Source organism: Bradyrhizobium guangxiense (assembly GCF_004114915.1).
Lineage (GTDB): Bacteria > Pseudomonadota > Alphaproteobacteria > Rhizobiales > Xanthobacteraceae > Bradyrhizobium > Bradyrhizobium guangxiense.
Genome location: NZ_CP022220.1, coordinates 543,590 through 569,611, shown reverse-complemented (window position 1 = coordinate 569,611; position 26,022 = coordinate 543,590). Strand labels below are relative to the sequence as shown.

The 26,022-nt window shown below is 58.9% G+C and carries 17 protein-coding genes and 8 pseudogenes; 12 read left to right on the top strand and 13 right to left on the bottom strand.

The annotated features are described in order from the left end of the window. Nucleotides 1-174: 174 nt before the first annotated feature. The 5 genes and pseudogenes from X268_RS37220 to X268_RS37205 all read right to left on the bottom strand — a co-directional run. Nucleotides 175-1,377: a M20 family metallopeptidase gene (locus X268_RS37220; RefSeq protein ID WP_128929852.1), complete on the bottom strand. Its 1,203-nt coding sequence runs from the start codon at nucleotides 1,375-1,377 to the stop codon at nucleotides 175-177. An 831-nt stretch (nucleotides 1,378-2,208) separates the two neighbouring features. Next, a pseudogene (locus X268_RS40380) lies at nucleotides 2,209-2,937 on the bottom strand (Mu transposase domain-containing protein); the annotation flags it as partial. A gap of 71 nt (nucleotides 2,938-3,008) precedes the next feature. Beyond that, nucleotides 3,009-3,310: pseudogene (locus X268_RS37215) on the bottom strand (transposase); the annotation flags it as partial. A 254-nt stretch (nucleotides 3,311-3,564) separates the two neighbouring features. Then, the gene (locus X268_RS40990; protein WP_206733559.1) at nucleotides 3,565-4,059 is read right to left on the bottom strand and encodes a transposase; all 495 of its coding nucleotides are present in this window, start codon (nucleotides 4,057-4,059) and stop codon (nucleotides 3,565-3,567) included. Beyond that, nucleotides 3,989-4,165, bottom strand: a pseudogene (locus X268_RS37205) (ISNCY family transposase); the annotation flags it as partial. The pseudogene X268_RS37205 and the gene X268_RS40990, both read right to left, overlap by 71 nt. Here X268_RS37205 and X268_RS37200 point away from each other — a divergent pair. The 7 genes and pseudogenes from X268_RS37200 to X268_RS37170 form a co-directional block, all read left to right on the top strand. Next, nucleotides 4,126-5,581 (top strand): annotated as a pseudogene (locus X268_RS37200) (ISNCY family transposase). The pseudogenes X268_RS37205 and X268_RS37200 sit on opposite strands and share 40 nt — an antisense overlap. A 481-nt stretch (nucleotides 5,582-6,062) precedes the next feature. Continuing rightward, nucleotides 6,063-7,088 carry an IS110 family RNA-guided transposase gene (locus X268_RS37195; RefSeq protein ID WP_164934317.1) on the top strand — a complete coding sequence of 342 codons (1,026 nt, stop codon included), beginning with the start codon at nucleotides 6,063-6,065 and terminating at the stop codon, nucleotides 7,086-7,088. A gap of 281 nt (nucleotides 7,089-7,369) precedes the next feature. Beyond that, nucleotides 7,370-8,839, top strand: a complete 1,470-nt coding sequence (gene istA / locus X268_RS37190) for an IS21 family transposase (protein WP_128929850.1) — start codon at nucleotides 7,370-7,372, stop codon at nucleotides 8,837-8,839. After that, complete coding sequence (istB, locus tag X268_RS37185) at nucleotides 8,836-9,648, top strand: IS21-like element helper ATPase IstB (protein WP_128929849.1); 813 nt, start codon at nucleotides 8,836-8,838, stop codon at nucleotides 9,646-9,648. Before istA ends, istB begins: the two co-directional genes overlap by 4 nt. A gap of 222 nt (nucleotides 9,649-9,870) precedes the next feature. Further along, nucleotides 9,871-10,554: pseudogene (locus X268_RS37180) on the top strand (IS66 family transposase); the annotation flags it as partial. A gap of 112 nt (nucleotides 10,555-10,666) precedes the next feature. Continuing rightward, nucleotides 10,667-10,918, top strand: a pseudogene (locus tag X268_RS37175) (transposase); the annotation flags it as partial. Nucleotides 10,919-11,077: 159 nt separating this feature from the next. After that, nucleotides 11,078-11,206 (top strand): annotated as a pseudogene (locus X268_RS37170) (IS3 family transposase); the annotation flags it as partial. A gap of 10 nt (nucleotides 11,207-11,216) precedes the next feature. Here the strand turns inward: X268_RS37170 and X268_RS37165 are convergent. From X268_RS37165 to X268_RS37150, 4 genes are read right to left on the bottom strand one after another with little or no spacing between them, the layout of a single operon-like run. After that, complete coding sequence (locus X268_RS37165) at nucleotides 11,217-12,959, bottom strand: dipeptide ABC transporter ATP-binding protein (protein WP_128929848.1); 1,743 nt, start codon at nucleotides 12,957-12,959, stop codon at nucleotides 11,217-11,219. Further along, on the bottom strand, nucleotides 12,959-13,879 hold the full coding sequence (locus tag X268_RS37160; protein ID WP_128929847.1) for an ABC transporter permease: 921 nt from the start codon (nucleotides 13,877-13,879) through the stop codon (nucleotides 12,959-12,961). The genes X268_RS37165 and X268_RS37160 overlap by 1 nt, the downstream gene beginning before the upstream one ends. Then, nucleotides 13,876-14,853, bottom strand: coding sequence for an ABC transporter permease (locus X268_RS37155; RefSeq protein WP_128929846.1), 978 nt, complete (start codon nucleotides 14,851-14,853; stop codon nucleotides 13,876-13,878). The genes X268_RS37160 and X268_RS37155 overlap by 4 nt, the downstream gene beginning before the upstream one ends. Further along, complete coding sequence (locus tag X268_RS37150) at nucleotides 14,850-16,466, bottom strand: ABC transporter substrate-binding protein (protein WP_164934301.1); 1,617 nt, start codon at nucleotides 16,464-16,466, stop codon at nucleotides 14,850-14,852. The genes X268_RS37155 and X268_RS37150 overlap by 4 nt, the downstream gene beginning before the upstream one ends. Before the next feature lie 633 nt (nucleotides 16,467-17,099). Between X268_RS37150 and X268_RS40645 the strand changes: the two genes are divergently transcribed. From X268_RS40645 to X268_RS37125, 5 genes and pseudogenes are all read left to right on the top strand, one after another. Continuing rightward, a complete protein-coding gene (locus X268_RS40645; protein WP_128929844.1) occupies nucleotides 17,100-17,600 on the top strand; it encodes an IS66 family transposase in 501 nt (166 codons plus the stop codon). Beyond that, nucleotides 17,597-18,148, top strand: a complete 552-nt coding sequence (locus X268_RS40640) for an IS66 family transposase (RefSeq protein ID WP_338076893.1) — start codon at nucleotides 17,597-17,599, stop codon at nucleotides 18,146-18,148. Before X268_RS40645 ends, X268_RS40640 begins: the two co-directional genes overlap by 4 nt. Then, entirely contained in the window at nucleotides 18,145-18,795 is a 651-nt protein-coding gene (locus tag X268_RS37135) for a UPF0149 family protein (protein WP_237867281.1), read from the top strand. The genes X268_RS40640 and X268_RS37135 overlap by 4 nt, the downstream gene beginning before the upstream one ends. A gap of 42 nt (nucleotides 18,796-18,837) precedes the next feature. Continuing rightward, a pseudogene (locus tag X268_RS37130) lies at nucleotides 18,838-19,029 on the top strand (transposase domain-containing protein); the annotation flags it as partial. 246 nt (nucleotides 19,030-19,275) lie between these two features. Then, a protein-coding gene (locus X268_RS37125) for an IS3 family transposase (RefSeq protein ID WP_128929842.1) occupies nucleotides 19,276-20,378 on the top strand; the annotation gives its coding sequence in 2 pieces (ribosomal slippage) (nucleotides 19,276-19,537 and nucleotides 19,537-20,378; 1,104 coding nt in all). Between the two features lie 172 nt (nucleotides 20,379-20,550). On the opposite strand, the gene X268_RS37120 is transcribed toward X268_RS37125, so the two are convergent. From X268_RS37120 to X268_RS37105, 4 genes are all read right to left on the bottom strand, one after another. Then, nucleotides 20,551-21,873 carry a CapA family protein gene (locus tag X268_RS37120; protein WP_128929841.1) on the bottom strand — a complete coding sequence of 441 codons (1,323 nt, stop codon included), beginning with the start codon at nucleotides 21,871-21,873 and terminating at the stop codon, nucleotides 20,551-20,553. 260 nt (nucleotides 21,874-22,133) lie between these two features. Further along, entirely contained in the window at nucleotides 22,134-22,751 is a 618-nt protein-coding gene (locus tag X268_RS37115; protein WP_128929840.1) for a cysteine hydrolase family protein, read from the bottom strand. Nucleotides 22,752-23,628: 877 nt separating this feature from the next. After that, nucleotides 23,629-24,303, bottom strand: coding sequence for a GntR family transcriptional regulator (locus tag X268_RS37110; protein WP_128929839.1), 675 nt, complete (start codon nucleotides 24,301-24,303; stop codon nucleotides 23,629-23,631). Nucleotides 24,304-24,602: 299 nt separating this feature from the next. Continuing rightward, complete coding sequence (locus X268_RS37105; protein ID WP_128929838.1) at nucleotides 24,603-25,991, bottom strand: amidase; 1,389 nt, start codon at nucleotides 25,989-25,991, stop codon at nucleotides 24,603-24,605. Between the last annotated feature and the right edge of the window lie 31 nt (nucleotides 25,992-26,022).

The window sequence follows — 26,022 nt, the reverse complement described above, 5'->3', positions numbered from 1 at the left end:
ACTTGACGGCGGATAATCTCCGCAGATACCCGCCGCGGGCGAATGCTTGCGAAGCCTTAGGCATTGCCATGTGCAAACTCCTTCTGGAAAGAGTGGGTCGTTCTCTCGCGTGGATCGAGGGCGGGCCGGCGGATCTTTTCGTGTCATTTGTGGCGGGATCGTACATCGGCGCCGCTACGAATTCAGCATCTCCAAGCAGTACCTGATCGCGAGCTCAGCTGTCGGAACGAGCAGATCGTCCGAGGCTCCGAAAGTTGGCGTGTGCACGCCGGACTCGTTGCCTTGCTCCTTGCTGCCAAACCAGAAGTAGATCGAGGGCACGCACGCGGAGTAGAATCCGAAATCGTCGCTGCCGCCGCCTGCGCTCGACGACTTCAGGTCGGAAAACTTGTCTTTGCCCACGGTCTCGACCACCAGCCGCCGAAACCTGTCAACCATCACGTCGTTGTTAATGACCGGCGGTTCACCGAATTTGTGGGAGAACTCCGCTTTCCCGCGGTGCATCGTCGCGACCCCTTCAGCTATTTCTCGCACGCGCTGAACCAGGAGCTCTCTCCGCTCACAACGGCTTGTTCTGATAGTTCCGGTCATCGTAACTGACGGGCAAATGATATTTGTGGCTTCGCCACCTGCAATCGTCCCGATTGTGACGATCGCCCCGTCATCGAAGGGCATTTCCCGCGACACGACCTTTTGGACCTCATTGATGAATGCCCCGGCCATCGCAATTGCATCCACGCCCGCATGCGGCCTCGCGCCGTGGGCCATGGTCCCGATAAGTGTGATCGCGAACTGATCGGCGGATTGTGTCACAGCGCCTGGGCGTGCGCCGAACATCCCCGCGGGCAAATCAGTTTTGACGTGGAACCCAACAGCAGCGTGGAAGCCGCTAAGCAGGCCCTGCTCAGCCACTGATCGTCCGCCGAGTGGCTCCGCCTCCTCGGCGGGCTGGAAAAACACGCGAAGCTTGCCAGAAAAGCTCTCTCGCATCCGATGAAACGCAAGTGCGGTACCCATAGCGATCGACGCATGCAGGTCATGACCGCACGCATGCATATGACCTGGGACCCGGGACTGATAGGACAAGTCGTCCCGGGTTTCCTGGATCGGCAAGGCATCGATGTCGCCCCGTATGGCGACGGAGCGCTGCGGCCCGGAGGCTAAACCGTGGATGTCGACGTAAAGGCCGGTTTTGTGAAAGGTCTTCGCATCGAACAGCCCAAACCGTTCAAGCGTTTCGCGGATCCGCTGTTGAGTTTTCCACTCGTTGTTGGAAAGCTCCGGCTCGCGATGCATAGCATGCCGCATTTCGATCACCACGTCCTTTTCGGAACTGGAAAGCAGATTGTTTGCGCTTGTGTTTGTAGTCCTCTTCATCTTCGCGGCCTTCCAGTTGACGCTTGAGTCAATGTAGCAGGTCGGGTAGGCGGGGAGCAGCGACTAGCGTGGCTATCGCGCAGCAATGCTGCAAGGTTGTCGTCCGATGCGCACAATCTGAGAGCATCTGATCCTGGCGGGCGCCGGATCGCAGGGCCTCGGAAGAGGCCCTGCACAACCAAAACAAGCTAACGGCGCGCCTGTCGATCGGGACTACCATCACGGCCCCGGAGCCGTCAGCTTCTCAGCTCTTTGGTCATCCTCTATCCGAGGCCTGCGCCCTGCTCCCTGAATGCTCTCCAGTCGATCGGCCGCTCCAGCGCTGCTCGTTCGCGCCTCTGCCGAAGGAAATGGTGGGTCTTTGGGCAAATATGGCGCCGGCCTTCAAAATAATTGCGGCTGCAAATGACAATATCATTGCGACACGTCGCAGCTCCGTACCCCAGCTCCAGGCTTTCACGCAAGGCGAGGCATCGGCCGGTATTGTGGACAGCCGAGCACATGAGGCGCGGAAATCCGGGACGCCATTGGAACGGTCGTCGCGTGCGAGGGCATCTACGCGGTGACCTCGTTTACCCTCATCGTGCGGGATGTCGCAATAGGAGGTGCGCTAGCCTACATCGATCCGCTGCTTTCCGCTCAGGGTATGCTGGCTGTACCAAAAGCGCTCCGCTACGGCCCACGACTGACGTGGCGCTCGGCGAGCTGGCTGCGGAGATTCTCATGAATTCGTAGCGAGCAGAACGAGTCAGCCAGTATAACTGTTGGCGGGCATGGTTAAGATCTTTCGCTTCAGGTCCTCGATGATCCGGTCGACTAGCGCAGTATCGGGCCGGACCGGCCTCCCTCCCTGCAGATCTTTGCCGGCGTCCACTCGCATAGCGCCGGTGGCTGGAGGGCATGTGGCGCTGATCGTCGTGTGCCGCCCGTTGCCACTGCCACGCATATGCACGCTCGCCTCCAAGGAGGGTTCAATCGTTCGTGCGCTGATCCGCGCTTCTAGTCTAACTCAGCGGCGGGCGAAGCGATAGGGCACCGAATATGGTGTTGTTCGATCTCGACGTGATAGTCGAGCCCGACCCGCCATTCGGCATGGACCCACGGCTGGCCCGGAAGCGGTTTGAGAATTGGCGCATCAATTTCCTCGAAAGCTGGCGCCGTATGCGGCCATACTGACGCAGTACCCGTTCGTCATTGAGCTTGCCCAGCCACTAGGCGATCGCGCGGTTGAGTTCGGCCAGGCTGTAAAAAGTTCGGTTGCGCAACCGCCGCAGCAGCCAACGCTCGATGATTCCCACCGCAGGCCTCGACCTTTGCCTTATCTCTCGGGCGAGGCGGCCGTGCCGGAATGCTGCGCCATATCGCTGTAGCTGCGGTCGACTATGGGGTCACAGAGGCAGGCCTCGATCACCGCGATCTTGGCGTTGTGGGCACCAGCAGTTGCGTCGCGTCACCAAAAAAGCTGTAGGCCGCGTCGTTTCCCGCGATCCAGTCGCCGAGCTGCTCGGTCCACGTCGCTAGCGGGAATGACAAGCTGGATGCGCCCATGACCGCAACGAAGCGCGCGATCATTTCGGAACTCCGCGCGCCATCAAATCGGTACGGTGCGCGCGATGACCTCGGAATCGACAGACCACGGCGGTGAGCGCCTTCTCGGCCATCCGGCGCGGCTCCAGGAAACCCGGGAAGTAGGAGCCCTTGCGCAGCTTGGGATGCGAAGCTCGACCGTGCCGGCCAGGTCTCCCAGGTCCGGTCGAAGCTCACCGTTGCGCTGGGCCAGACGCTCGGGGTTCTTCTCGCCGTAGGCTGCACCGACCTGGCCTTCGACTTCCAGCTCCATCAGCCGCTGGGCAGCAAAGCCGATCATCTCGCGCAAGAGATGGCCGGAGTTCGAGACCCTGACGGCTCGCTTCCGTCTTTCCGTTCCACGCATCACTCGAGGGCGCAGGCGCGCATATGACGCGGGTTACGCTCGGGAAGAGCCGGGTGCGGGAAGTCTGCCCGCCCGGATCTGTGAGGGCGAAGCCGAATGGCTGAGTTACTCGACCACGACCCCGGTACAGGACCACGATGTCAAAAACCGGAAGTTTGCTCATTCGGCGGATTGCGGGTGCGACAATGGAAATTTAGCCCACTCGAGTAGGATCACAGCGATTTCTCGCACGCCGAGCGCAGGCGCTCAAGCACTTAGCGACGTCTGCATCGATGCTCGCAACGGCTGCGCCAGCTCCCCCGTCTGCAAAGGTGGCGGTGCTGACTTATGAGTCGACGCATTGCAGTGAGGATTTGCTCGGCATCGACGACGTCGCGCAGCGCGCACGAATTGGGATTGGCGGCAAGGGTGCTCATAGTGGAGACCATTCGGACGACATAAGAGGACCATTGTCGCCGCGTATCGAAGTGTATGCTGGCGGAGGCTCCGCAGCCGCCGGTGGCGACGATTCCGACACCAAAGGCACGAACGATATTGCATCTGCCGAAGCCGGCAGCACCAGTTGTTGAACGCGCCCGGCGTCGCCAGTCATGTACCTGCTGTGTCCGGCAGCCATGGCGGCGGGCGATATCGATTGCAATCGCACCCGGCTCAAGGCTTTCCGCGGCGATCTGACCCTTCAGGCGTGCGGACGTCCGCTGCCAGGCGCTGGTGAGGCGTTGCCGGCGCGCTGTATGTCTTGCGTACACGAGCACTGTCGCGCTGCTTGGCTAACAGTTTGAACGAGGGTTGGAAGAAGTTTACGAACAGCCGCGCTGATCGACAGAGTGCGGCCAGCAGCTCGGCCGCTTCCAGGCGAGTTCGTCGACATCACCGGATTCCATCGCAAACATGCGATGCGTCTACTTCGAGGCCAGGAAGACGTAAGCGCAGGCCGACGGGCGCGACGTCGGATCTATAATGAGGCGGAACACAACGCGCTCTTGCTGCTTTGGGAGGCGTCAGACCGGATCTGCGGGAAGCGGCTGAAGGCGTTAATGCCTGCGCTGATTGAAGCGATGGAACGGCACGGCCACCTCGACCTTGCTCCCGAGATCCGCGACAAACTTTTGGCAATGAGTGCTGCGACGATCGACCGCGCGTTGGCACGGGTCCGAGAAGGATTAGGTCGCAAGCGCCGACGGCACGCGACGCACTCGTTGCGTCGCAGTATTCCAATACGGACGTCGGCAGATTGGAACGATCCGGCGCCGGGGTTCGTCGAGGCTGACCTTGTAGCGCATAGCGGTCTATCGGCGCGCGGCAGCTTCATCCAGACCCTCGTGCTCACCGACATTGCTACCGGCTGGACGGAGTGCGCTCCTCTGATCGTGCGCGAACAAACACTGTTGAGCACGGTGTTGACGGAATTGCGCAAACAATTGCCTTTTGCGCTGGTCGGCCTCGATACGGACAATGATACGGTGTTCATGAATGAGACGCTGAAAGCCTACTGCGATGCGGCCAACATCGTCTTCACGCGTTGCCGGCCCTACCGGAAGAACGACCAGGCGTTCGTCGAGCAGAAGAACGGTGCCGTCGTGCGCAGGATGGTCGGCTATCGTCGGCTCGAGGGCCTGGAAGCGGCCAAGCTGCTGGCTGAACTCTATCGATCGGCGCGGCTGTTCGTGAACTTCTTCCAACCCTCATTCAAACTGATGGCCAAGCAGCGCGACGGTGCTCGTGTGCGTAAGACATACAGCGCACCGGCAACGCCACACCAGCGCTTGGCCGCCGACGCCCGCACGCCCGATGCGATTCGTCACCATCTCCAAGAAATCTATGCCGCTCTCGACCCGGTCGCGTTGTTGCGCGACATCCGCGGCGCGCAGGAACGCCTCGCGGCGCTCGCTGATACGCAGCCAATCGCCCATCCTGCTGCGGCATCGCAACCGATCGATCTCTTCCTGGCAAGCCTACGAACCGCCTGGAAAGACGGAGCTATGCGACCGACGGATCGGCCAATCGTGAAAGCGAAAAGAGGCCGGCGGCGTCCCGACCCGCTCATCCGGCAACGCTAGATTTGCGAAAATGGTTTGAAGCCGAGCCTTGGCGGACTGGTAGCGAACTGCTCTCCGGTTGCAGGCGGAATATCCTGGAGCCTATCCGAACAAGCTTCTTCGAACGCTTCAGCGTAGGCTTAAATCCTGGCGCAGCGAGCAAGCGAACGCGTTGTTGTTCGTTCCTACGGAGGAAACGCTGCTGGGGCATGAGGTCACAACAACCCAATGATGTGGCAGACGCCAGCGGAGGAGGCCGGGCGCTCCGAAACCCCGGCCATCTCCGCACCCGGCCTCCTCCTCAACCCAAGCCGGGAGCAAAATAAATGAGGCAACCGATCGCACCCGGGAGCATCAATACATGAGGCAATACGCGCTCTCATCCTGATTGTCGCGCTATAAGTGCGGCGCGGCGATCAAAGTGAGAGTGCAGCGTCAATCCAGATGAGAATGCCGCCACTGGACGGGAACGTCGGGAGGGCGTAGCCCGACCGGAGTTTCCGTCCAGCGGCGGCGGCCTTTTCGAGGCCTCAGGTGGTCGCGGTCGGCCGGTATGCCGGTGGTTTTTCCGATTCGGAGGAATCACTTTTGTGCCCGGCCGCCACATAACCGTCCATCAATTGAGATGGGATGGTTGCCGCCCTCCCCAGACGGCATCGTAATGTGCCAAGAACGCAGTGTTTGAACCCCGAAGCGAAGAGGACGGCAAATTGATGGATACGGTGATCGGAGTGGATCTAGCCAAGAATGTGTTTCAGCTCCACGGGGCGTCAATGGCGGGACACTTGAAATTTCGAAAGAAACTGTCGCGGCTTCAGTTTCGGAAGTTCATGGCGGGCCACCCATCGGCAGTGGTGGTGATGGAAGCCTGTGGCAGCGCCCACTATTGGGCACGGGAGATGGTCAAGCTCGGCCATGAAGTGAAACTGATCGCTCCGCAATATGTGAAGCCTTTTGTGAAACGCCAAAAGAACGACGCGGCTGATGCCGAAGCAATCGTGATCGCGGCACAGCGCCCCGAGATGCGCTTCGTCGAGCCGAAATCGGAAGAACAGCAGGCCAGGGCAGTGCTCTTTCGGGCTCGGAAGCGCCTTGTTCATCAGCGCACCGATCTGGTGAATGCGCTGCGTTCTGTTCTCTACGAATTCGGCCATATCATCCCGCAAGGAATCGAACAACTTAAACGCATTGACGCAATCCTCGAAGATCCGAACAGCGATCTACCAGAACTGGTCCGCGAGGAATGTCGGAGTCTCATTGATCAGATCGCCTACAAGACGGAGCGGATCGATGCCAAGGCAGAGCAGCTCAAGAAGTTGGCGACGCGGACGGTCACGGCGCAGCGGCTGCAGACAATGCCGGGGGTCGGCCCGCTGACCGCACTCGCGATCGAGGCTTTCGCGCCCGACATGGCGGCCTTTCGACGTGGCCGAGACTTCGCGGCTTGGCTCGGCTTGGTCCCACGGCAACATTCCTCAGGGGGAAAGGAAAGGCTCGGACGCGTTTCGAAGGAAGGACAGGCGGACATTCGCCAGTTGCTCATCGTTGGGGCGATGTCGCGGCTGAACTGGCTCGGGCGCAAGTCGATCCCTAGCGGATCCTGGCTGGCGCAGATGCTGGCGAGGAAGCCGCGCATGCTTGTGGCGATCGCCTTGGCGAACAAGATGGCTCGGACGATTTGGGCCATGCTCACCCGGAAGGAGGATTATCGGAACCCAGCGCAGGCAGTGACGGCATGACTGCATGCAGCACGAAATAGCCTGACGTTGGCGAAGGGGGTGTGAGAAGGCGACGACCCGAATGGGCGCAACGATCGAACAGATCTGGATCAGGAAACCAGCTAGAGCCAAAGAGCCGACGTGCTCGGAGATGAGAATTGGACCTGGTCCGCGGATCACCATACCGGCCAGCGGCTTCTGAAAATGCCGTAAAGGAAGGCCTGACAGAAGACCGCACTCGATCACACGCCAAAGGGTCAGAAACTTCTTGCATTGCGGGCGGCAACCACAGAAGGCTCTACATGAAGCTCAGGAAGACCCATCCGACGCCTGTCGCCGCGGCGAAGGCGTCGATCAGCGTGGCAACGGCCTACCGCATCGAGAAGGATCCAGTACTACCTTCGCAGAAGAAGGAGCCGCGCGCACGACGGCGTCCCGATCCAATCGCCGACATTTTCGACTCTGAAGTCGTGCCGCTGCTGCGGGCAGCGCCCGGCATCCGGCCCGTGGCCATTTTCGAGGAGATGATGCTGCGCCATTCCGAGTTGGGCGAGGGCGTGCGCCGGACGCTGGAGCGGCGCATCCGAGGCTGGCGTGCCATCCACGGTGAGGAGCAGGAGGTCATCTTCCGCCAGGCGCACGAACCCGGCAGGCTCGGTCTGTCGGACTTCACCGAGGTGGCCTCGTTCGGCATCACCATCGCCGGTCAGCCGCTCGACCACCGACTCTATCATTTCCGGCTCGCCTATTCCGGCTTCGAGCACGCCCATGTCGTGCTCGGCGGCGAGAGCTTCGTGGCGCTGGCGGAAGGCCTACAGAACGCACTCTGGTCCCTCGGTGGGGTGCCGCGCGAGCACCGCTCGGACAGCCTGTCCGCCGCCTTCCGCAACCTGGACAAGGACGCGCGCGAGGACCTGACCCGCCGCTATAACGAGCTGTGCAGCCATTACGGCATGACACCGTCACGCAACAATGCCGGCATCGCCCACGAGAACGGCTCGATCGAGGGGCCGCACGGCCATCTCAAGCGGGCGATCGAGGATGCACTGTTGCTGCGTGGCACCGTCGACTTCGATGATCTCGCCTCCTATCGCCGCTTCGTCGACGAGATCGTCGGCCGCCGCAATGCCCGCAACGCCAAGCGCATCGATGCCGAGCGCGCCCAGCTTCGGGAGCTACCTGAGCGGCGCACCACCGACTATGAGGAACTCAGCGTGCGCGTCACTTCCTCAGGCGGCTTCACGCTGCGCAAGGTCTTCTATACGGTGCCCTCGCGCCTGATCGGCCATCGCTTGCGCGTGCGCCTCTACGACGATCGGCTCGATGTCTTCATCGGCGGCACGCATCTCATGACGCTGCCGCGCGGGCGTGCTTCCCCGTCCGGCAAGCATGACCAGGTCGTCAACTACCGGCACGTCATCCATTCGCTCAGAAGGAAGCCGATGGCATTGCTCAATCTGGTCTATCGCGATCGGCTCTTCCCGCGCGAGGCCTACCGGCGGACTTTCGATCTCCTCGTCGAGCGTCTGCCCGAGCGCCAGGCCTGCCGCATCATGGTCGAGCTTCTTGGCCTCGCCCACGAGCGCGGCTGCGAGAGCGAACTGGCCGAGGAGCTGTCCATCTGCCTCGACAATCACCGGCTCCCCGACATGGCCGCGCTGCGTGCCCGCTTCGCGCCCGATCCCGCGCGCCTACCCAACGTAGTCGTCCGCCTGGCGCCGCTTCAGGCCTACGAAGCGCTCATCGGCGCCAGCCTGGGAGACGCAGCATGAAGAGCGCCTCGATTGACCCCGCCAAGCTCAGCCTGCTCCTTAACGAGCTGCGACTGCCCGCCAGCAAGGTGATCTGGCCACAGTTCGCCGAGCAGGCCGACAAGGAGGGCTGGCCCGCCGCGCGCTTCCTCACTGTGCTCGCCGAGCACGAACTGGCCGAGCGCGATCGCCGCCGCATCGAGCGGCACCTCACAGAGGGCCGCCTTCTGCCCGGAAAGACCCTCGAGAGCTTCGAGTTCGACGCCGTGCCGATGGTCTCCAAAGCTCAGGTCATGGCCATCGTCGCCGGCGACACCTGGTTGGAGAAAGGCGCAAACCTGCTCCTGTTCGGCCCGCCCGGCACCGGCAAGAGCCATCTCGCCTCGGCGATCGGTCTCGCCCTCATCGAGAACGGCTACAGGGTGCTGTTCACCCGCACCACAGATCTCGTCCAGAAGCTGCAGCAGGCCCGCCGCGACCTCGTCCTCGAGAGCGTGCTGGCCAAGCTCGACAAGTTCGACCTGCTCATCCTCGATGATCTCGCATACGTCACCAAGGACCAGGCCGAGACCAGTGTGCTCTTCGAGCTGATCAGCGCCCGTTACGAACGGCGCTCCATGCTGATCACAGCCAACCAACCCTTTGGCGAGTGGGGGAAGATCTTCCCGGACCCCGCTATGACGCTCGCCGCGGTCGACCGGCTCGTTCATCACGCCACCATCTTCGAGATGAATGTCGAAAGCTACCGACGCCGCGAGGCCGCTGAGCGCAAAAAGGGACCTGGACGCCCAGCGTCATACGCCACACCCGCCAATATCGCCCCTGATTGACGCGCCGCGACAATCAACCTGACAAAGCACTTGCGCGCGTCAATCAAACCCGCGGATCATCACATCCGCCGCGACACCAGATTCTCATCCAGATTGTCGCGCACCTCTCTCCCAGATCGCCGCGCTACAGTCGAGAGCTATCGCAGGCGCACCGCGCTCGACGGAAAACGCGGTCCGGGACGGCCGACCTCGCACGCGACACCCAAAGCCATCGCTGATTGGGGCTATCGCGGTATCATCTATTGCGAAGGCTATCAGGCCTACAAGACCATGACCCGGGAGACGCGTGCGGGCGCCCTGTCTGGGCCGCTCGCCTTCTGCTGATCGCATCTACGGCGCTAGTTTGTGAAGATCGCGCGTGAGGCTGCTCCGGCGCCAGCTCCAGTTTGCCGCGAGGCCCTTAAGCGCATCGCCCAGCTCAACGCGGTCGAGAAGGCACTTCGGGGCCACTCTGCTGCCGAGCGCTGCGCGGGTCGACAAGCTCATGCCAGACCTCTGGCAGCAGCCTTGAAGCAGTGGTTTGAGGCAACTCTTGATCATCTTGCGGGGAAGAGCGACACGGCGAAGGCTCTGCGCTATTCGCTGCGCCATTGGGACGGCCTGACGCTCTACCTTGATGACGGGCGCATCGAGATGGACACGAATGCGGTCGAGCGTGCGATGCGGCCAATCAAACTCGATGCCAAGAATGCCCTGTTCGCTGGGTGCGACGAGGGTGCCGATAATTGGGCATTGCTGGCCTCGCTCATTGAAACGTGTAGGCTCAATGTCGTCAGCGCCTAGCCCTGGCTCTCCGGCGTGCTCGCAAAACTCATCAATGGCTGGCCTGCGGCGCGACTGGACAAACTGCCTCCCTGGGCATCGACCTACAGGATGCATGCGCACGATCCGAGGCTGGCAGCATGAGCCTGAACACGACCGCCGTCCGGATCAGGATAACCCTCAAGGACGTGAATGACCTTGCCCCACAGGCTTAATCCAGATTGAAGTTCGCGCTGGCCCAAACAAGGACCAGAGCATGAAGCGTAGCCGCTTTTCGGCAGAGCAGATCATCGGGATTTTGAAGGAGCATGAGGCCGGGGTTTCGGTTGCCGATCTGTGCCGCAAGCGCGGCGTCAGCGACCCCAGCATCTACAAATGGAAGGCCACTGGAGTGTCGGAGGCCAAGCGGCTGAAGACGCTGGAGGACGAGAACACACGGCTGAAGCGGTTGGTGGCTGATGCCGTGCTGGACAATGCGGCGCCCAAGGATCTCGTGGGAAAGAATGTATGGTCCGCCCCGGTCCGTGCAAGGGTTCGTAACAGCAAAAATGACGCTTCCAATTGCATAAATGTATCCGGCCTCTCGCGAGTGGACTGCTGTTGCAGCCAGGCCATGACGAGATCCGCGCACGCCGTTCGCGATAAATGGTTCGGGCACGAAGCCCGCTTTTTGCCCGCGGGCAAGCGGAAAGCTGTCGCGTATCTCATGGTTGCCCACGGGATGAGCGAACGGCGGGCGTATAAAGCCATCGGCTGCTGCCGCATGACCATCAGATATCTGACAACCCGGGCGGACGCGTCCGGGGCTAGCAGATGGACTGTGATGGGATCTCAGACGGCTTGACGATCCACTCTGGGGTCTGCATCTTCGGTATCATGGACAAGAGCGATGCTGTGTAAGAGTGCTTCGGCGCTTTGAACAACTGTTCCGTCTCGCTGCTTTCGCAAATTTGCCCATTCTGTAGTACTGTAACTCTGTCGCAAATCTGACGCACGACAGGGAGATCGTGACTGATAAATAACATCGTCAGCGATAGATTCTCTTGAAGGTCTTTCAGAAGATTTAGGATCTGCGCCTGGATCGAGACATCGAGTGCCGAGGTAGGTTCATCGCAGATGAGGAACCGCGGGCGACTTGCCAAGGTTCGTGCGATTGAAATACGTTGTCGCTGACCGCCTGAGAAGGCGTGCGGATAACGGCGGGCGACGGTGGGCTCCAGACCAACGGCCTTCAGCAGCTCTAACATTATCGGTTCGGCCTCTCGCTTATCCTTTACTAGTCCAAAGTGAATCATTGGCTCCATGATAATCTCGCCCACGCGCATCTGTGGATTCAGAGACGAGTACGGGTCTTGAAACACCATTTGAGTTTGACGCCGAATATCTTGACGATCTTCAAGGCTGGCTGCATAAACATCTTTTCCGCCATAAATCAGTTGGCCGCTGCTCGGGCGGGCAAGCCCAGCAACGACTCTTGCGATCGTGCTTTTTCCAGAGCCGGATTCGCCAACAAGGCCCATGACTTCTCCGGGGCGGATACTCAGGTTCACATCGTGCAGGGCCTTAAAGGCTCGCCGAGCGGAACCACCGAACATGCCTGTCGCCCCATATACGCGCTCCACACCCCGGAGTTCTACAAGTGCCTCCGGCTGGCTTGAACTTTGCGGCATGTCTCTTTCCAGCAGCCACTGCATGGCCGCATCGATATTTCGAGCGGCGCCAGACACGGGAAAGCGATGCAGCTTAATGTCGCCGCGCGGCACAACCGAAATCAATGCTTGGCTGTACTCGTGGCATGGATTTCCAAGAACAGCCGCAGTGTCGTTTAGTTCGACGATTTCGCCTGCCCTCATCACCGCGACGCGATCAGTGACCTGGGAAATCACGCCCATGTTGTGGGTGATGAGCATCACACCCACTTGACGTTCACGAGCCAAGTTCTTGATTAGCTTCAAGATCTGTGCCTGAACGGTCACGTCGAGCGCAGTTGTTGGTTCGTCCGCGACAATGAGTTCGGGTTGTGAGCAGAGAGCAAGCGCGATAACTGCGCGCTGTCGCATGCCACCCGAGAATTCATGTGGCCAGTTCTTCACGCGCCGGGCTGGCTCTGGAATCCCTACCGCCTCCAACTGACGCACCGCCTCGATCCTTGCGTCGCTGCGTGATAAGGCGAGATGAGTTCGGATCGTGTCGACCAGTTGTCTCTCAATTGTGAAAAGTGGATTTAAGCTGGTCAGTGGATCTTGGAAAATAGTCGAGACGCGTTTGCCGCGTAACGCCCGCATCGCCTTAACGTCGCGCGCATCGATGATATCTCCGGAAAGCCGAACTTCGCCCGCACTAATATGGCCGGGAGCCTGTAGTAAGCCCGTGATGGCAGCTCCAACGGTCGATTTGCCCGCGCCCGATTCGCCGACGATGCCGAGTATTTCGCCTGGCGCGATGTCTAGGCTGACGTTGCATACGGCTTGCAAGGCGCCATGCCGGCTAGGAAAGTCGACGCTAAGTCCCCGAATGGAAAGAACGCAAGGCTGGGCAGTTGTTGTCATCAGATGCCCCTTGGGTTGATTACATCCCGGAACCAGTCGCCCAAGACGTTAATGGCCAGCGCGAGTGTAAGAAGGGTGGCGGCAGGAAACAGCAGGATCCACCACTGCCCAGCAAAAAGAAAGTCTTGCCCACTGCGGATCAATGTTCCAAGAGATGGTTGGGTGGGGGGCAGACCTGCGCCCAAGTAGGACAGCGTGGCTTCGGTAATAATTGAAAGCGCAAGTGAGATTGTCGCGATCACGAGGATCGGTCGACGCACGTTTGGCAATATGTGCCGTACCAGCACTGTGCCCGTCGGAAGGCCTATCATTAGGGCTGCCTGCACATACTCTCGCTGTTTCTCCCCCATCACGGCGCCGCGCACCGTGCGGGCATATGTGACCCATCCGGAAATTCCAATCGCCAATATTACCATGTAGACAGCAAGGGCTTCGCGCGCGCTCGGTGGCAGTAGCGACCGCGTTAAGCCGGAAATAAGGAGCGCAATAAAAATGGCGGGGATGGACAACTGGATGTCTGCGATACGCATGATCGCTGCGTCAATGTGTCCCCCGAAATAACCGGATATCAGGCCTAAGCTGACGCCGATCGACATTGAAACCAAAACAGAGGCAAGGCCCACTAGGAGTGAAACCCGTGTTCCATAAAGGGTCGCTGAAAGCACGTCACGTCCCTGATCGTCTGTGCCGAAAGCGTAGAAGCGGTTCGTGAACTCATTGATGCTCCAGGCCGGTGTATTTGACGAAAGCAGATCGAACGTGCTGGCGTCGAGAGTGTTCTGTGGTGCCCATAAAGGAGCTCCCAGGGCCGCGACAATGAGAGTTAGCAGTGCGAGCGTAGACAGAACTGCTCTGGGGGAACGGATGTAAGAGTGCCCGATATCAGAGTTAAACAATGCGGAAAGCTTGTGAATGGTCATCTGACTACTCCTCCCGTCCGCAGGCGAGGATCTAGAAGGTAGTAGACGCAATCCACGACCATGTTGATGGTAACGAAAATGATCGACACGATGAGAAGGTATGCGGCCATGATTGGGACGTCGGAAAATCTAATGGAATTAATAAAGAGCAGCCCAACGCCTGGCCATTGGAATACTGTCTCAGTAACGACGGCGAATGCGATGATGGATCCCAACTGCAAACCTGCAACCGTGACGACCGGAATCATCGTGTTCTTCAAAGCGTAAGAAAAATAGATGAGCCGGTCTGGCAGCCCTCGCGCGCGTGCGAACCGGATATGATCGGAATGCATGACCTCAAGCATTTCAGTGCGGACTAAACGCAAGATCAGCGTGAGTTGATAGGTGGCCAGTGAAATCGCGGGAAGGATGATAGCCTGCCAGCCGGTCTTAGTCAGTACCCCGGTGGTCCACCAGCCGATCTTCACCGTGTCGCCCCGTCCGAAGGACGGCAACCAGCCAAGTTTGACCGCGAACACGTAGATGAGGCCGATGCCGATTAAGAAGTTAGGCAGGGATACTGCGATCAGCGAGACCGTCAAGCTGAAGCCCGATAATATGGAGCGCGGCCGCAATGCTGTCACGACGCCAAGGGCGACTCCCGCTATCATTGCAAATATAAACGATAATATAGCTAGTTCCAGAGTCGCAGGCAGCCGCTCCAGGATCAAATCCAACACCGGCCTTCCAACGCGAGTGGAAATGCCGAAGTCCCCATGGAGTGCCGAACTGATAAAACGAAAGAACTGGATGTAAAAGGGGCGGTCGAACCCGAGTTCCGCCGCTAGCCGCGCGCGGTCCTGCGCGGTCGCCTCCGGTCCGACCATATTCTGGAGCGGATCGCCGATAAAATGAAAGGCGGCGAACGACAGAAACGCCGTCATCAGCATCACCGGCAACACGGACAGCAATCTGCGCAGAAAGAAACCTGTCACTTGTCCACCTTGATGGTTTTCACGGAGATCTGATTACCAACGTTTGGCGTAACGTGAATCTTCTTCTGCGTTGCACGCGCCAACACCTGCGCGTGAATCGGTAGATAGAAACACTCGTCCTGAACGGTCTTCCAAATTTCGGCGATTATGGTTTTACGTCTTTGAGGATCGGCTTCCGACCGGAGTAATTCAATTTTGGCATCAATCTCCGGGTTTTTGTAATTCGCTGCAGCCCAGGCGCCCCGAGAGTGGACGAGATTATCGAAGATTAATTGAGAATCGTATGAGCCCCACGTCATCAGGTAAAAGTCGGTCTTCCTATTGAGAACTAGAGGCCAGACGACTGCGCTGGGTTGGACATCGAGATGCACGGTGACACCGATCTTGGCGAGCATTGCCACCACGGCCTGACAGATGCGCTCGTCGTTCACCATGCCGTCATTTGGACAGTTTAGAGTGACCGAAAATCCGTTGGGGTAACCTGCCTCGGCCATAAGCTGCTTGGCTTGGTCAATATTGAGCTTTGGGAACTTACCCAATTCTTCCGTATAGCCGTCGGCGATCGGCGAAATGATTGTACCGAGCGGAACCGACTCCCCTCGCATGATTGCCGACTTGATCGCTAGACGATCAATGGACATGTTCATTGCGTGGCGCACCCGCTTGTCGGCGAAAGGATTTCCCTTTGCTTCCCCGCTGGCAAGTGTGTTCGCGCTTGTATTGACGCCTAAAAAAACCGTGCGAATCTCTGGGCCGCGAACCACCCGAAGGCTTTCATTCTGCTCCAACCGTGAAATGTCTTGGGGGGGGACGTCTTGGAGAAAATTAACTTCTCCGCTGATCAATGCGGATACACGCGTCGCGGCCGACTGGATAGGGGTATAGATGATCCGATCGATATCGATTGGGAACTGGCCGATACCCCAGTATTTATCGTAAGCTTCCAACTCCGAACGGCGATCCGATTCTCGGCTTACAAGGCGATAGGCGCCAGTGCCGTTCTCATGGCGAGCAGCATAGTTTTCTTTCCCGCCTTTAAAATCCTGCGGAACAACGGAGTCGTTCTTCTCGGCCCATGCTCTATTCATTATGAAGATGCTTGCCAAGTTTTCGGGCAGAAGAGGGCTGGGTCCCTTTGTCTTGACCTGCACGGTGTAGTCGTCCTTCGCGATGGCTTCCTCAACCGCGGCGGCAGCCAGATAGGTCCGCACATTCGAGGTTGGTGCCATAGCTCGCTGGATTGAAAATGCGGCGTCGTCGGCCTTAAATGGTGCGCCGTCGTGGAACGTAACGTTCCGGCGAAGCTTGAACTCCCAAACGTCGGGGTGATCAGGCAACATCCGCCATTCGGTCGCTAGTACTCCAATGAGCTTTCCGTCGTCGGAGCGCTCCACAAGGCCTTCGTACATCTGCCGATTGAACGCAAAGGTCACGTTCTCATTATAGGCGTGAGGGTCTAGAGTCTGAACGTCCAAGCTCCGAGCCCATTTCAGCGTTTCCGCGCCCCCGGGTGAGACGGTCATTAGTAGTGCCGCCACGCTTGCTATGGCGGCAAAACGCCGCTTGAGACGGGCTGGTCTGTGAATGAAACAGCGCGCAGTGGATTTCGGCATTTGGGACATTCCTCTCTTGATCGCAGGGTAAACTGCGCCGCTAGATGTGGGCTATCACATCGGACAGGCTTCGGCCGTTTTTTGCTGCAGTTTGCCGGCCGAGGGCTGCCGTGGGCTGCGAATTCAGGGCGTCCTCTGCAGCAATTACGCGTATTCCCAGCGATTGCGCAGGATTGCGACAGTCGGCTGAATATTCCCTGCTCCTGGTCTAGGTCTCGTTATAGGTCCTGTGACCGTTGGGTTAGGAACGTCCGATCCCACTGAACTGCGGGCCTTTTATCACATTATCTCATCATGTGCCGACAGCCGGTTTACGTCTGGCGTGAGTTTCCGGTTTGGGATCGAGCTTTGAGCAAGCGAGTGTCTGATGGCCGGCCCTTTGGGGATACCGTCCGCGGCCGGCTTCCGCTTCTGAACGGGAACGTCTTAGCAAGCTGTTTGGCGCACTAGTCACGTGAATCGTAGGCGCTGTTCAGCGGCCACCTACCGGATGAAGGGGCGATCTCCGACTCTGCGGTTCGGTTTCCCGGGTGGTTGCGTGTACTCCGCACGATCCCTCCCAAATATGCCTGCCGCGCCTGTGAGGGCCCGATCGTCCAGGCCTCGGCACCAGCGCGGCTCGTCGAGGGCGGCATGGCGACGACGGCGCTGATCGCGCATATCGCCGCGGCCAAATATGCCTGGCAATCGACGCTCTACCGCCAGACGCAGATCCTGGCGGGCCAAGGTGTTGTCGTCGATCGTCAGACGCTGGCGCGCTGGATGGGCAGCGCGGCGTGGCTGGGCAGGGGCCTCTACGACCTGCAACTGAAGACCATGCACGGCTTTGAGCGGTTGTTCTGCGATGAGACGCCGATGCCGGTGCTCGACCCGGTACGCGGCCGCACGAGGATCTGCCAGTTCTGGGCGCATGCGACGGACGATCGGGCGTGGAAGGGTCCGGCGCCGCCGGCGGTCGCCTACGTGTTCGCAGACGGTCGCGGCAAGAAGGAGATCGTGGCGCAGTTGGCCGGCTTCGAAGGCGTGCTGCAAGTCGACGGCTATGCCGCCTACGCCTCGCTGGTGGGCGATGCGAAGGTGCCGGGCAGATCCAGCTGGCGTATTGTCTCGTTCACGCGCGCCGCAACTTCGTGAGGGTGCACAAGACGACGAACTCACCCTTCGCCGCGGAGGTCATCGAGCGCATCGCAGCCGTCTACGCGATCGAGGAGAGGATCCGCGGTCTCGGCGCCGGGGAACGCCGCGCGGCGCGACAGGCCGAGACGAAGCCGCTCATGGAGGCGTTGAAGGCTCGACTGATCGCGGTGAAGGACGGGATCTCCCGCCGCTCGACGCTCATCAAGGCGATCGATTATATGCTCGAACGCTGGCAGGGCCTGACGGCATTCCTGGACGACGGGCGGCTCGAGGCGGACACCAACACGGTCGAACGATCAATCAGGCCGATTGCGATCGGAAAAAAGAACTCGTTGTTCAGTGGTGACGAAGGCGGAGGCGAGACTTGGTCGATACTTTCTTCGCTTCTTAACACGGCCAAATTGAATGGCCTCGACCCCGAGGCCTATCTCGTCGACGTTCTCGAGCGCATGGTGAGCGGCGCCGCGAAGGCCAACCAGCTGCACGAACTTCTGGCCTGGAACTGGAAGGCCGCACGCGAAGCCGAAAAGCGAGCCGTGGCATGACGAAGCCGAAGCAACGGCGGGGAACGCGAAAAGCACGCAAGACGACGATGGCGAACTATGCCATGTCATTCGAGCGGCTCGGGCAATGGATGAGCGAGCGCGCCAGGTCGCCGACGCTTCGGCATCCGCGGGCGACGTCGCTCTCCATGCTCGACGGCGCAGTGGCCGCTGTCGTCGCCGGGCCGGTCTCGATGGCCTCCGAGGAATGGGTGTGCCCGCTCCTTGGCGTAGATCCCGACGCCTTCAATCACGACACCGAGGAGTTCTCGGCGATCGCTGCCACGCTGATGCGCCACAACGCGATCAGCGAGACGCTGTCGACGAGACCGGAGAGCTTCGAGCCGCTGTTCCTGCGATCGCCGGACGGCGACGTCGACCCGCAGCCCTGGTGCATGGGCTTCCACGCCGTCATGAAGCTTCGGCTTCTCGTCTGGTCGCGGCTTCTCTCCCCGAACGGAACCGAACACCTTATGCTGCGGCCGATCCTGGTCCATTGCATCGATGACGCCGGTCGACCCTTGCTACCCCCGGCCCGCCATACGCTGGCAACGCTGCCCGTCGCTCAAAACGCCTGGCGCGACATTCCAATAGCCGTTGAGGCCCTGCGGCAGTTCTGGATGCCTATGCGCTTCCAGCGGCGCGCGTAGGCCGTCCACGCCAGGTCCGTGGTCTGCTCGTACCGCTTACGGTTGTTCAGTGATACCGTGGACGGAGCCGAGGCCAGCGCCGTCGTCTATAGCCTGATGCTGACCTGCCGCGCCTCACGTGTCGTGCCGTTAGCGTGGTTGCGCCACGTCCTCACCGAATCGCCTCAGCGCGCCGGCGACGCCGATATTGCAGACCTGCTGCCCTTCAACTTCCACAAAGCCGCCACCGCCTGAACGGCCCCGCATCGCCCGATTCAAGGCAGTCCATCAAAACCGCCGGCGTGCGGAGAAAATCGCGCTTACAGATGATCCGCTATCGCTCCAGCCGCCCGCCGGACGCAATTCTGCGTGGCCGATTGCGCGATTTCGCCAACGAGCGGCGGCGCTTCAGCTACCGCTGACCTGAGGCCGGCAAACTGGACCAATTTTGGCTAGAGTCTTGCGCTGCCGAATCCCCTCGGCTGGGAGGAGCGGACGACGATGAAGGCCTCGAAGTTTTCGGACGCCCAGAAGGCGTTTATCCTGAAGCAGGGCAACGACGGGGTCCCGGTTGCGGAGATCTGCCGCAAATCCGGGATCAGCCAGGCGACCTATTTCAACTGGAAGAAAAAGTACGACGGACTGCTGCCGACCGAGATGCGCCGGTTGAAGCAGCTCGAGGACGAGAACGCCAAGCTGAAGAAGCTGGTGGCGGACCTATCGCTCGACAAGGAGATGCTGCAGGACGTGATCCGCCGAAAGCTGTGAAGCCTGGTCGGAAGCGCAAGCTCGTCGATGAGGTTTGCGGGGAGTGGCAGGTCTCGATCCGCAAGGCTTGTAAGGCCCTCGAGTTCGATCGATCGACCTATCACTACAAATCTCGTCGCTCCGGCCAGGCGGCCCTCGAAGCTCGGATCAAGGAGATCTGCCATGTTCGCATCCGCTACGGCTATCGCCGCGTCCATGTGCTGTTGCGCCGCGAGGGATGGCGTCACGGCCAGAACAAGACCCGTCGCATCTATCGCGAATTGGGCCTGCAATTGCGCAACAAATCGCCCAAGCGCCGGGTCAAGGCCAAGTTGCGCGACGACCGACGGCCCGCGACGCGGGTCAACGAGATCTGGGCGATGGACTTCGTTCATGACCAGCTGGCCACCGGCGGCAATCTCCGGGTGCTCACGATCGTCGATATCTTCTCCCGCTTCTCGCCCGCACTGGAGCCGCGGCTCACCTTCCGCGGCACCGATGTCGTGGAGGTACTGGAAAGGGTTTGCAATGAAGTGGGACTCCCGGCGACGATCCGGGTCGATCAAGGCAGCGAGTTCGTGTCGCGCGATCTTGACCTCTGGGCCTACCAGCGCGGCGTCACGCTGGACTTCTCACGACCCGGCAAGCCGACCGACAACGCCTTCATCGAAGCCTTCAACGGCCGCTTCCGGGCCGAATGCCTCAACACCCATTGGTTCCTGTCCCTTGCGGATGCCCGGCAAAAGGTGGAGACTTGGCGAAGATACTATAACGAAGAACGGCCCCACGGGGCGATCGGCAATCGGCCGCCGATTTTGCTGCAAAATCACGTCGGCGACACCAGCCCGCCAACGTGATCAGAGGCGCAAAACTCTAGTTCCGGGTGGTCCAAAGTTCGGTCTCGCTGCACAAAACTCCGAGACTCTAACTGCCGCTGGATGAACATTCAGTGGCAGGTCACTCCGCTTACACATTCACGGTCGCACCTGATGGCGGAGAGCATTTGGATGAGAGGCTGTCGCGAGCTCGTCAAACCGGGGCTCCGCGGCCCGAAATCAAGTCTACGTATTGTTGCATTTGTTCTAAGTGACCGAAGTCGGCATTTTTCGCATCCAGGTGGTCTCTAAGTTGTTCAATGCGCATCACTTTGTTATCGCCCCTGTAGAAGATATTTCTAAACAAAGGAGTAGCGGTGACACTTTCGATGTAAGTACGGCTTCCTGCACTTGTATCACCTTTTGCGAACTGAAAGTTCAGCATCAAGCTCAAAATTAAATGTGGAGCCGTATACCAGTCCCAAGTTAGGCTACCCAAGGAGTAAGCGATGACCGCAACTCGGTTGGGATCACGTGTAGTGCGGTAGTACTCGATCGGCTGAACTACGTGAGGATGATGGCCCAAAATTATGTCGGCGCCTTCCTCCACAAGCGCATGAGCGAGCTCAATTTGCTTTCGTCTTGGAAAAAACTCGAATTCGAAGCCCCAATGGATTGAGGCGATGATGACATCGGCATTCTGATGTTTACAGCTCCTTATTTGCGATTTGAGTAGCTCAAGATCGGCCACGACACGTTTGGACATGAGCGGTGACGCGTGCACACAATAATGTTCACCGTCGGGTAGGGGTCGCCCATTGAGACCGAATGTGACCGACACGAACCCGAACCTGATGCCCCTCTTCGTGAAAACCGTGCCCCGGCCGTACTCCTCGGCGCATCGAGGGGCGCCGATTTCAATGATCCCATTCGCTCTGCAGAGCTCTTGAGTGGTTCGAAGACCCTGAACGCCCAAGTCCAATGAGTGATTGTTCGCGAGGTTAAGAATCGTGAAACGTCTACCCTGGTGTTCTGTTAATGCGGAATATTGGGCCGATGAGCAACACATCATCGAAGAGCGGCCGTCGCCTATAGCCTCGCTCACGACATGATCGTCTGCCACCACAGATTCATAATTCGCGAAAGAGATATCGGCATTGAAGACAGCGGCTTCGATGCTCTCGAACAAAAGATCCTTAGAGTGTTCTAGCCCGCGCGCCTGGATCAGATCCCCCAGTGCACTCAGAGTCGCAGTCTGCTGCTTTCGAAATGCAGTCGGTAATTCCACAATAGACTTGTCGTTCAAGAACAACGCATCAGAAACATCCCGTGATGTTCTCGTAATTGGGCGCGCGCTTTTATAGAACCAGTACGCGCGGTCAATTCCATCCATTTCTGCCGAATCTGTTGCAGCGCTTTCGAGCGGAAAATCCCACCAGCCAAATCGCTTGGCGTTTTCCGCCAGGTCCAACGTTTCCGGAGTTGTGCGCCAGACATCAACAGGCGTGTTGGGAAGTTTACGCGGCACGGCTTGCATCTCCTCGTCGCATGGCTTTTGATCTACGGTTTATAGTCTGCGCAGCACGCAAACCAGGCTCTTTCGCATCCGAAGTCTCCGCAATGCACAAGCGCCACAGGTGTTAACGTTGACGCGCGTGTCATACGCTTCAACGCAGCTCTTCGAGATTCCCTCTCAGGGGTAAGACGTTAGGATCTCGTTTTGCATCTCTTGCTCAGCGGAAAAGAGACAGAAAACAAACCGCTCGGCTTACTGAGGGAATCTCAAGAAGGGAAATCTCAGCTGTTTCGGGCGAATAACTTGCCTGAGAGTTCCGATACAATCTCCTCCGTCGTCACTTTCCGGACAGCGCCATATTGCATACGAAGAGAGTAATTGTGTCTCTCTTCAGTATAGGCGGCGCAGCAGTCGGTGACGCAAATCATATGGAAGCTGCGATCTACACCGTCGCGCAGCGCCATATCGATGCATTGATCCGTTAAAACGCCAACAACAATTACCTCCTCAATGCCCATGTTACGAAGAACCCGCTCCAGGATGGTCGAACTGAATACCCCAGAAGCTGTCTTTGGTAAGACGATGTCGTCTTCGCCAGGCGCTATCTCGGGAATTACCTGAGCTCCCCATGACCCCTTTGGGATGACTAGCTTACGGTGGCAAAGCGAACGATCGCGCCCATCCTTGGTGAGGCTTTCGATTACCGTGTACATCACTTCCACGCCGCACGACCTCGCGGCTTGCAGTAGCCGCTGGACGTTCGGCACGATCTGATGTTTCACGCGGTCCACGTACTCCGGATATTTGCGCTGTTCTTCCTCAGAAATCTCGTGGTTCTGCAGGTCGACAACTAGCAATGCTGTTTTTTGAGGGTCAATGGGGCCGTCATAATTCTTCATGTATCGCTCCTGGGTTTGATCTACCCTTCCGATCAATCTAGCAAGGATCGTTCCATCGGGCCTGGGCCTATCATGTGACGGCGACTCGCGCTTCTTGAGACCGACCTTCGGTCGGCCTATGAGCCAAGTTTCGTTGGAAAGCCTTGATCAAGAGCGGGCTGCCTGTTGCTCGTTCACAAGAGTGTTTTCTTATCGCGGGTTCATCCATAACTGGCCCTGTTCGCTCGCGACCAGAAGCGCCAGCTCTTCCGCATTAGTCCGGCCCACGACCTCAGAATTGCTGCGCTTTTGCAGGCAAGAATTCGGCGGACCGGAAATGAGCGCTCAGCCGCGGTGATTGCCGCCTTTGTGTCGCCGGCGCTACGGCGAGCAACATCGGCGGTTGGCCCGTCTCTGTGCGTGCCCGCTTCCTACGGGCCAACAAGAAGAGCCGCCCGGCACGAAAATCGCGGCGATGGAAATGGTAGAGATGCTCGTGTACTGGAGTAGCGCCAATCGCTTGCGGGCTGTTGTGACTGTTCGATTGGAGCGTCATTTGTCGGTCCCCGCGAGGTCGTCTCCGATATATTCCATGCGCTTAGGATACTAGTATCGTACAGAGATTTGCGTCGCATTTTCTTGCCGACTTGAAGAATTCCTGCAGCCCTTGTGGGATTTGCGAGGGATGGCGCCTGGAAGGTGAAGCAGATGATGTAATACGATCCGATCGATGTGTCATCGGCAAGCGAGAAAATCATCAATTCGTCGGTTGAGTTGATCAGTAGGTTTTATGTGACCGGTGATAGTTCGTGCTCCACATTGCTGCTCGCGCCATATCGCGCCACGCGGGTTAGAAGACGAGAAGAGTTGCCGAGTAGGTGGAGGCAATTGGGCGGGGTTATCCCGCCGCCTTATCAGGTGTATTCGCAAAACGAGCGGCTTCCGCCACGAGATCTGCGAAAACGCGTCCGCCAGTCGTGAGATGATCGTGCATAGCCTGAGCAGCCGCCATGGCATCTCCTCGGGTGATCGCTGCCACAATTGAGCAATGATCTTGATAGGACTGTTGAATGCGACCTGGTTTTTGGAATGGGTACCGACGATAGAGACGCAGGCGAGCGCGGGTCTCTTTTATCGACTGTTCCAAATATGAGTTTTGCGCACCCTCGTAGATAGTTTCATGGAGCTCTTTATTAATTGCATCGTACAGCTGCGCATTGTGAAGCGCGCTTTCGCTGCGAGAGTGTATGTCGCGGAGGCGCGCCTGTAGGTCCGTCGGCATTCGCGCCGCGGCCAGCCTTGCAGACATTCCCTCAAGCTCCGTCATAACTTCGAACATAGCGACAATTTGCTCCGCACTCAGAACCGAGACGGTCGCACCCCTCCGCTGCTTCAGATCTACCAAGCCACGCGATGCCAGCTGTATCAGGGCTTCCCGGACAGGGGTCTTCGAAACGTTAAACCTGTCGGAGAGTTGCTTTTCATCAAGCTTGGATCCTGGCTGCAAAGCACCGGAATCAATTTCGGTCTTGATCCAGTTGGCGATTTCGCTAGTTCGGTTGAATTTGAGCACGGTCCTGCCCGCGGGTATGGGAGTTCATACCACGATCCGCGAGTAGATAGCGAAAAGTTTCGCAATTGTATCGCGACGAGAGGCGGACCGGTTCGTCAACCGGTAGCTCAAAGGCTCGAACCTTTAGCCCAACAATACTCGAAGGAGCACGCGATTTGCCGGCCCGGCGCTCAACCTAGGCGCTACTTCCCCTACCTATGGTGAGACGATCGACGAACATACGGGCCCGAGATCAGATGCTGCCGAATTTACCTCGCCAAGGGCCCATGCCGGTCGAACTCAGAATGAGCCAGCAGAGATTAGACCGATCGCGCCGGAATAGTCTCGCTGATCCAACGCCCTAAACCTACAAGGTGCTGATCGGTATGCTGCTGGCCAATAACCTGAATTCCGAGAGGCATTCCCCTCACCGCAAGAAGCGGAAGCGTGATAGTTGGCGCCCCTAAGACGGAGGTAACAGCATTGTAACTCGGCAGGCCTGTTGTATGTGAGATGCCCGAGTCAAGTCCTTGATTGTCTAATTTTGGAGCTGGTCCAACGGAGGACGGAGCAACGATAGCGTCGGCGATATGAGCAATTGCGGCGTGGGCTGCTCTTGCCTTATCGCGCTGGGCGAGTAGTTGACGATAGTCATCTATGCTCATCTTTCTCGCGAGTTCCAGACGAGAGGTCAAGCTGTCACTCAGCCCTCCGCCAAACCTTTCTACAAGGTTCTCCAGTGACCAGCGCATCTCGTAGGCACAAACGTCACGAGTAATTTCAAGACTTTCGTCGATGGCACGTTCGAACGAGTCGACCAGCGAGTGGTTGGTTCTGTCGATGGTGTGGACGCCGGCGTGGCGAAGCTGAGTGAGGAACCGTTCAAATGCGTCTCTGGAATCGTCGTCCAATTCTGCCGCACCTTGGGCCTCCATCACAATCACTCGTAGTGGCCGGGTTGCCGGATGAAGAGTTGTCTCACCGTAAAGGCCGGGATAGCCGGGATCGCCGCCTGATCTCTTTGCGACTTCAATCGACACATGCCACATGTCACGAAGGTCGCCAGCATGGATCCCCACGTGGCTTTGGCTAAGTGCCAGACGCTCCCCACGATGGATGGCGCCCATTGTCGGCTTGATCGCATAGTTCGCGCAAAAGCTCGCTGGTCGAATCCCCGAGCCAGCCACTTGCGTTCCGATTGCCGCAGGTATCATCCGCGCGCCGACGGCCGCTGCCGATCCGCTCGACGATCCGCCGGGGGTATGGCGATGGCTGAACGGGTTGGTAGTCGGTCCAGGGTAGGACATGCCGAGTTCCGTCGTCACTGTCTTACCGAGCACGATGGCGCCCGCGGCTCTCAATGCCTGGACGCAAGCCGTATCTTGATGAGTGTGATTGTCTCTGAACAAGGGAGATCCCATACGCGTGGGCATATCCTTTGTCATAAAGAGGTCTTTGATCCCGACCGGCATGCCATCGATGGTCGAAAGCTCTCGTCCCGCGAGGTAACGCGCTGTGGATCGATCAGCCACGGACCTCGCCTCTCGCACGTTCATTTCGACCCAAGCTCGCACGGTGGGCTCGCGAGCGTCGATCGTTTCGAGACAGCGCTCAAGGTATTTGCGCGGGCTATCTCGTCCTTCTCTGAAGGCGGGTACCGCATCATGAAATGTCAGCGCTTGAAATTCAGCGGGATGGTATGCGCACAAGTGTGCAATCTCCAGTTAGCCTAGGGAGGCC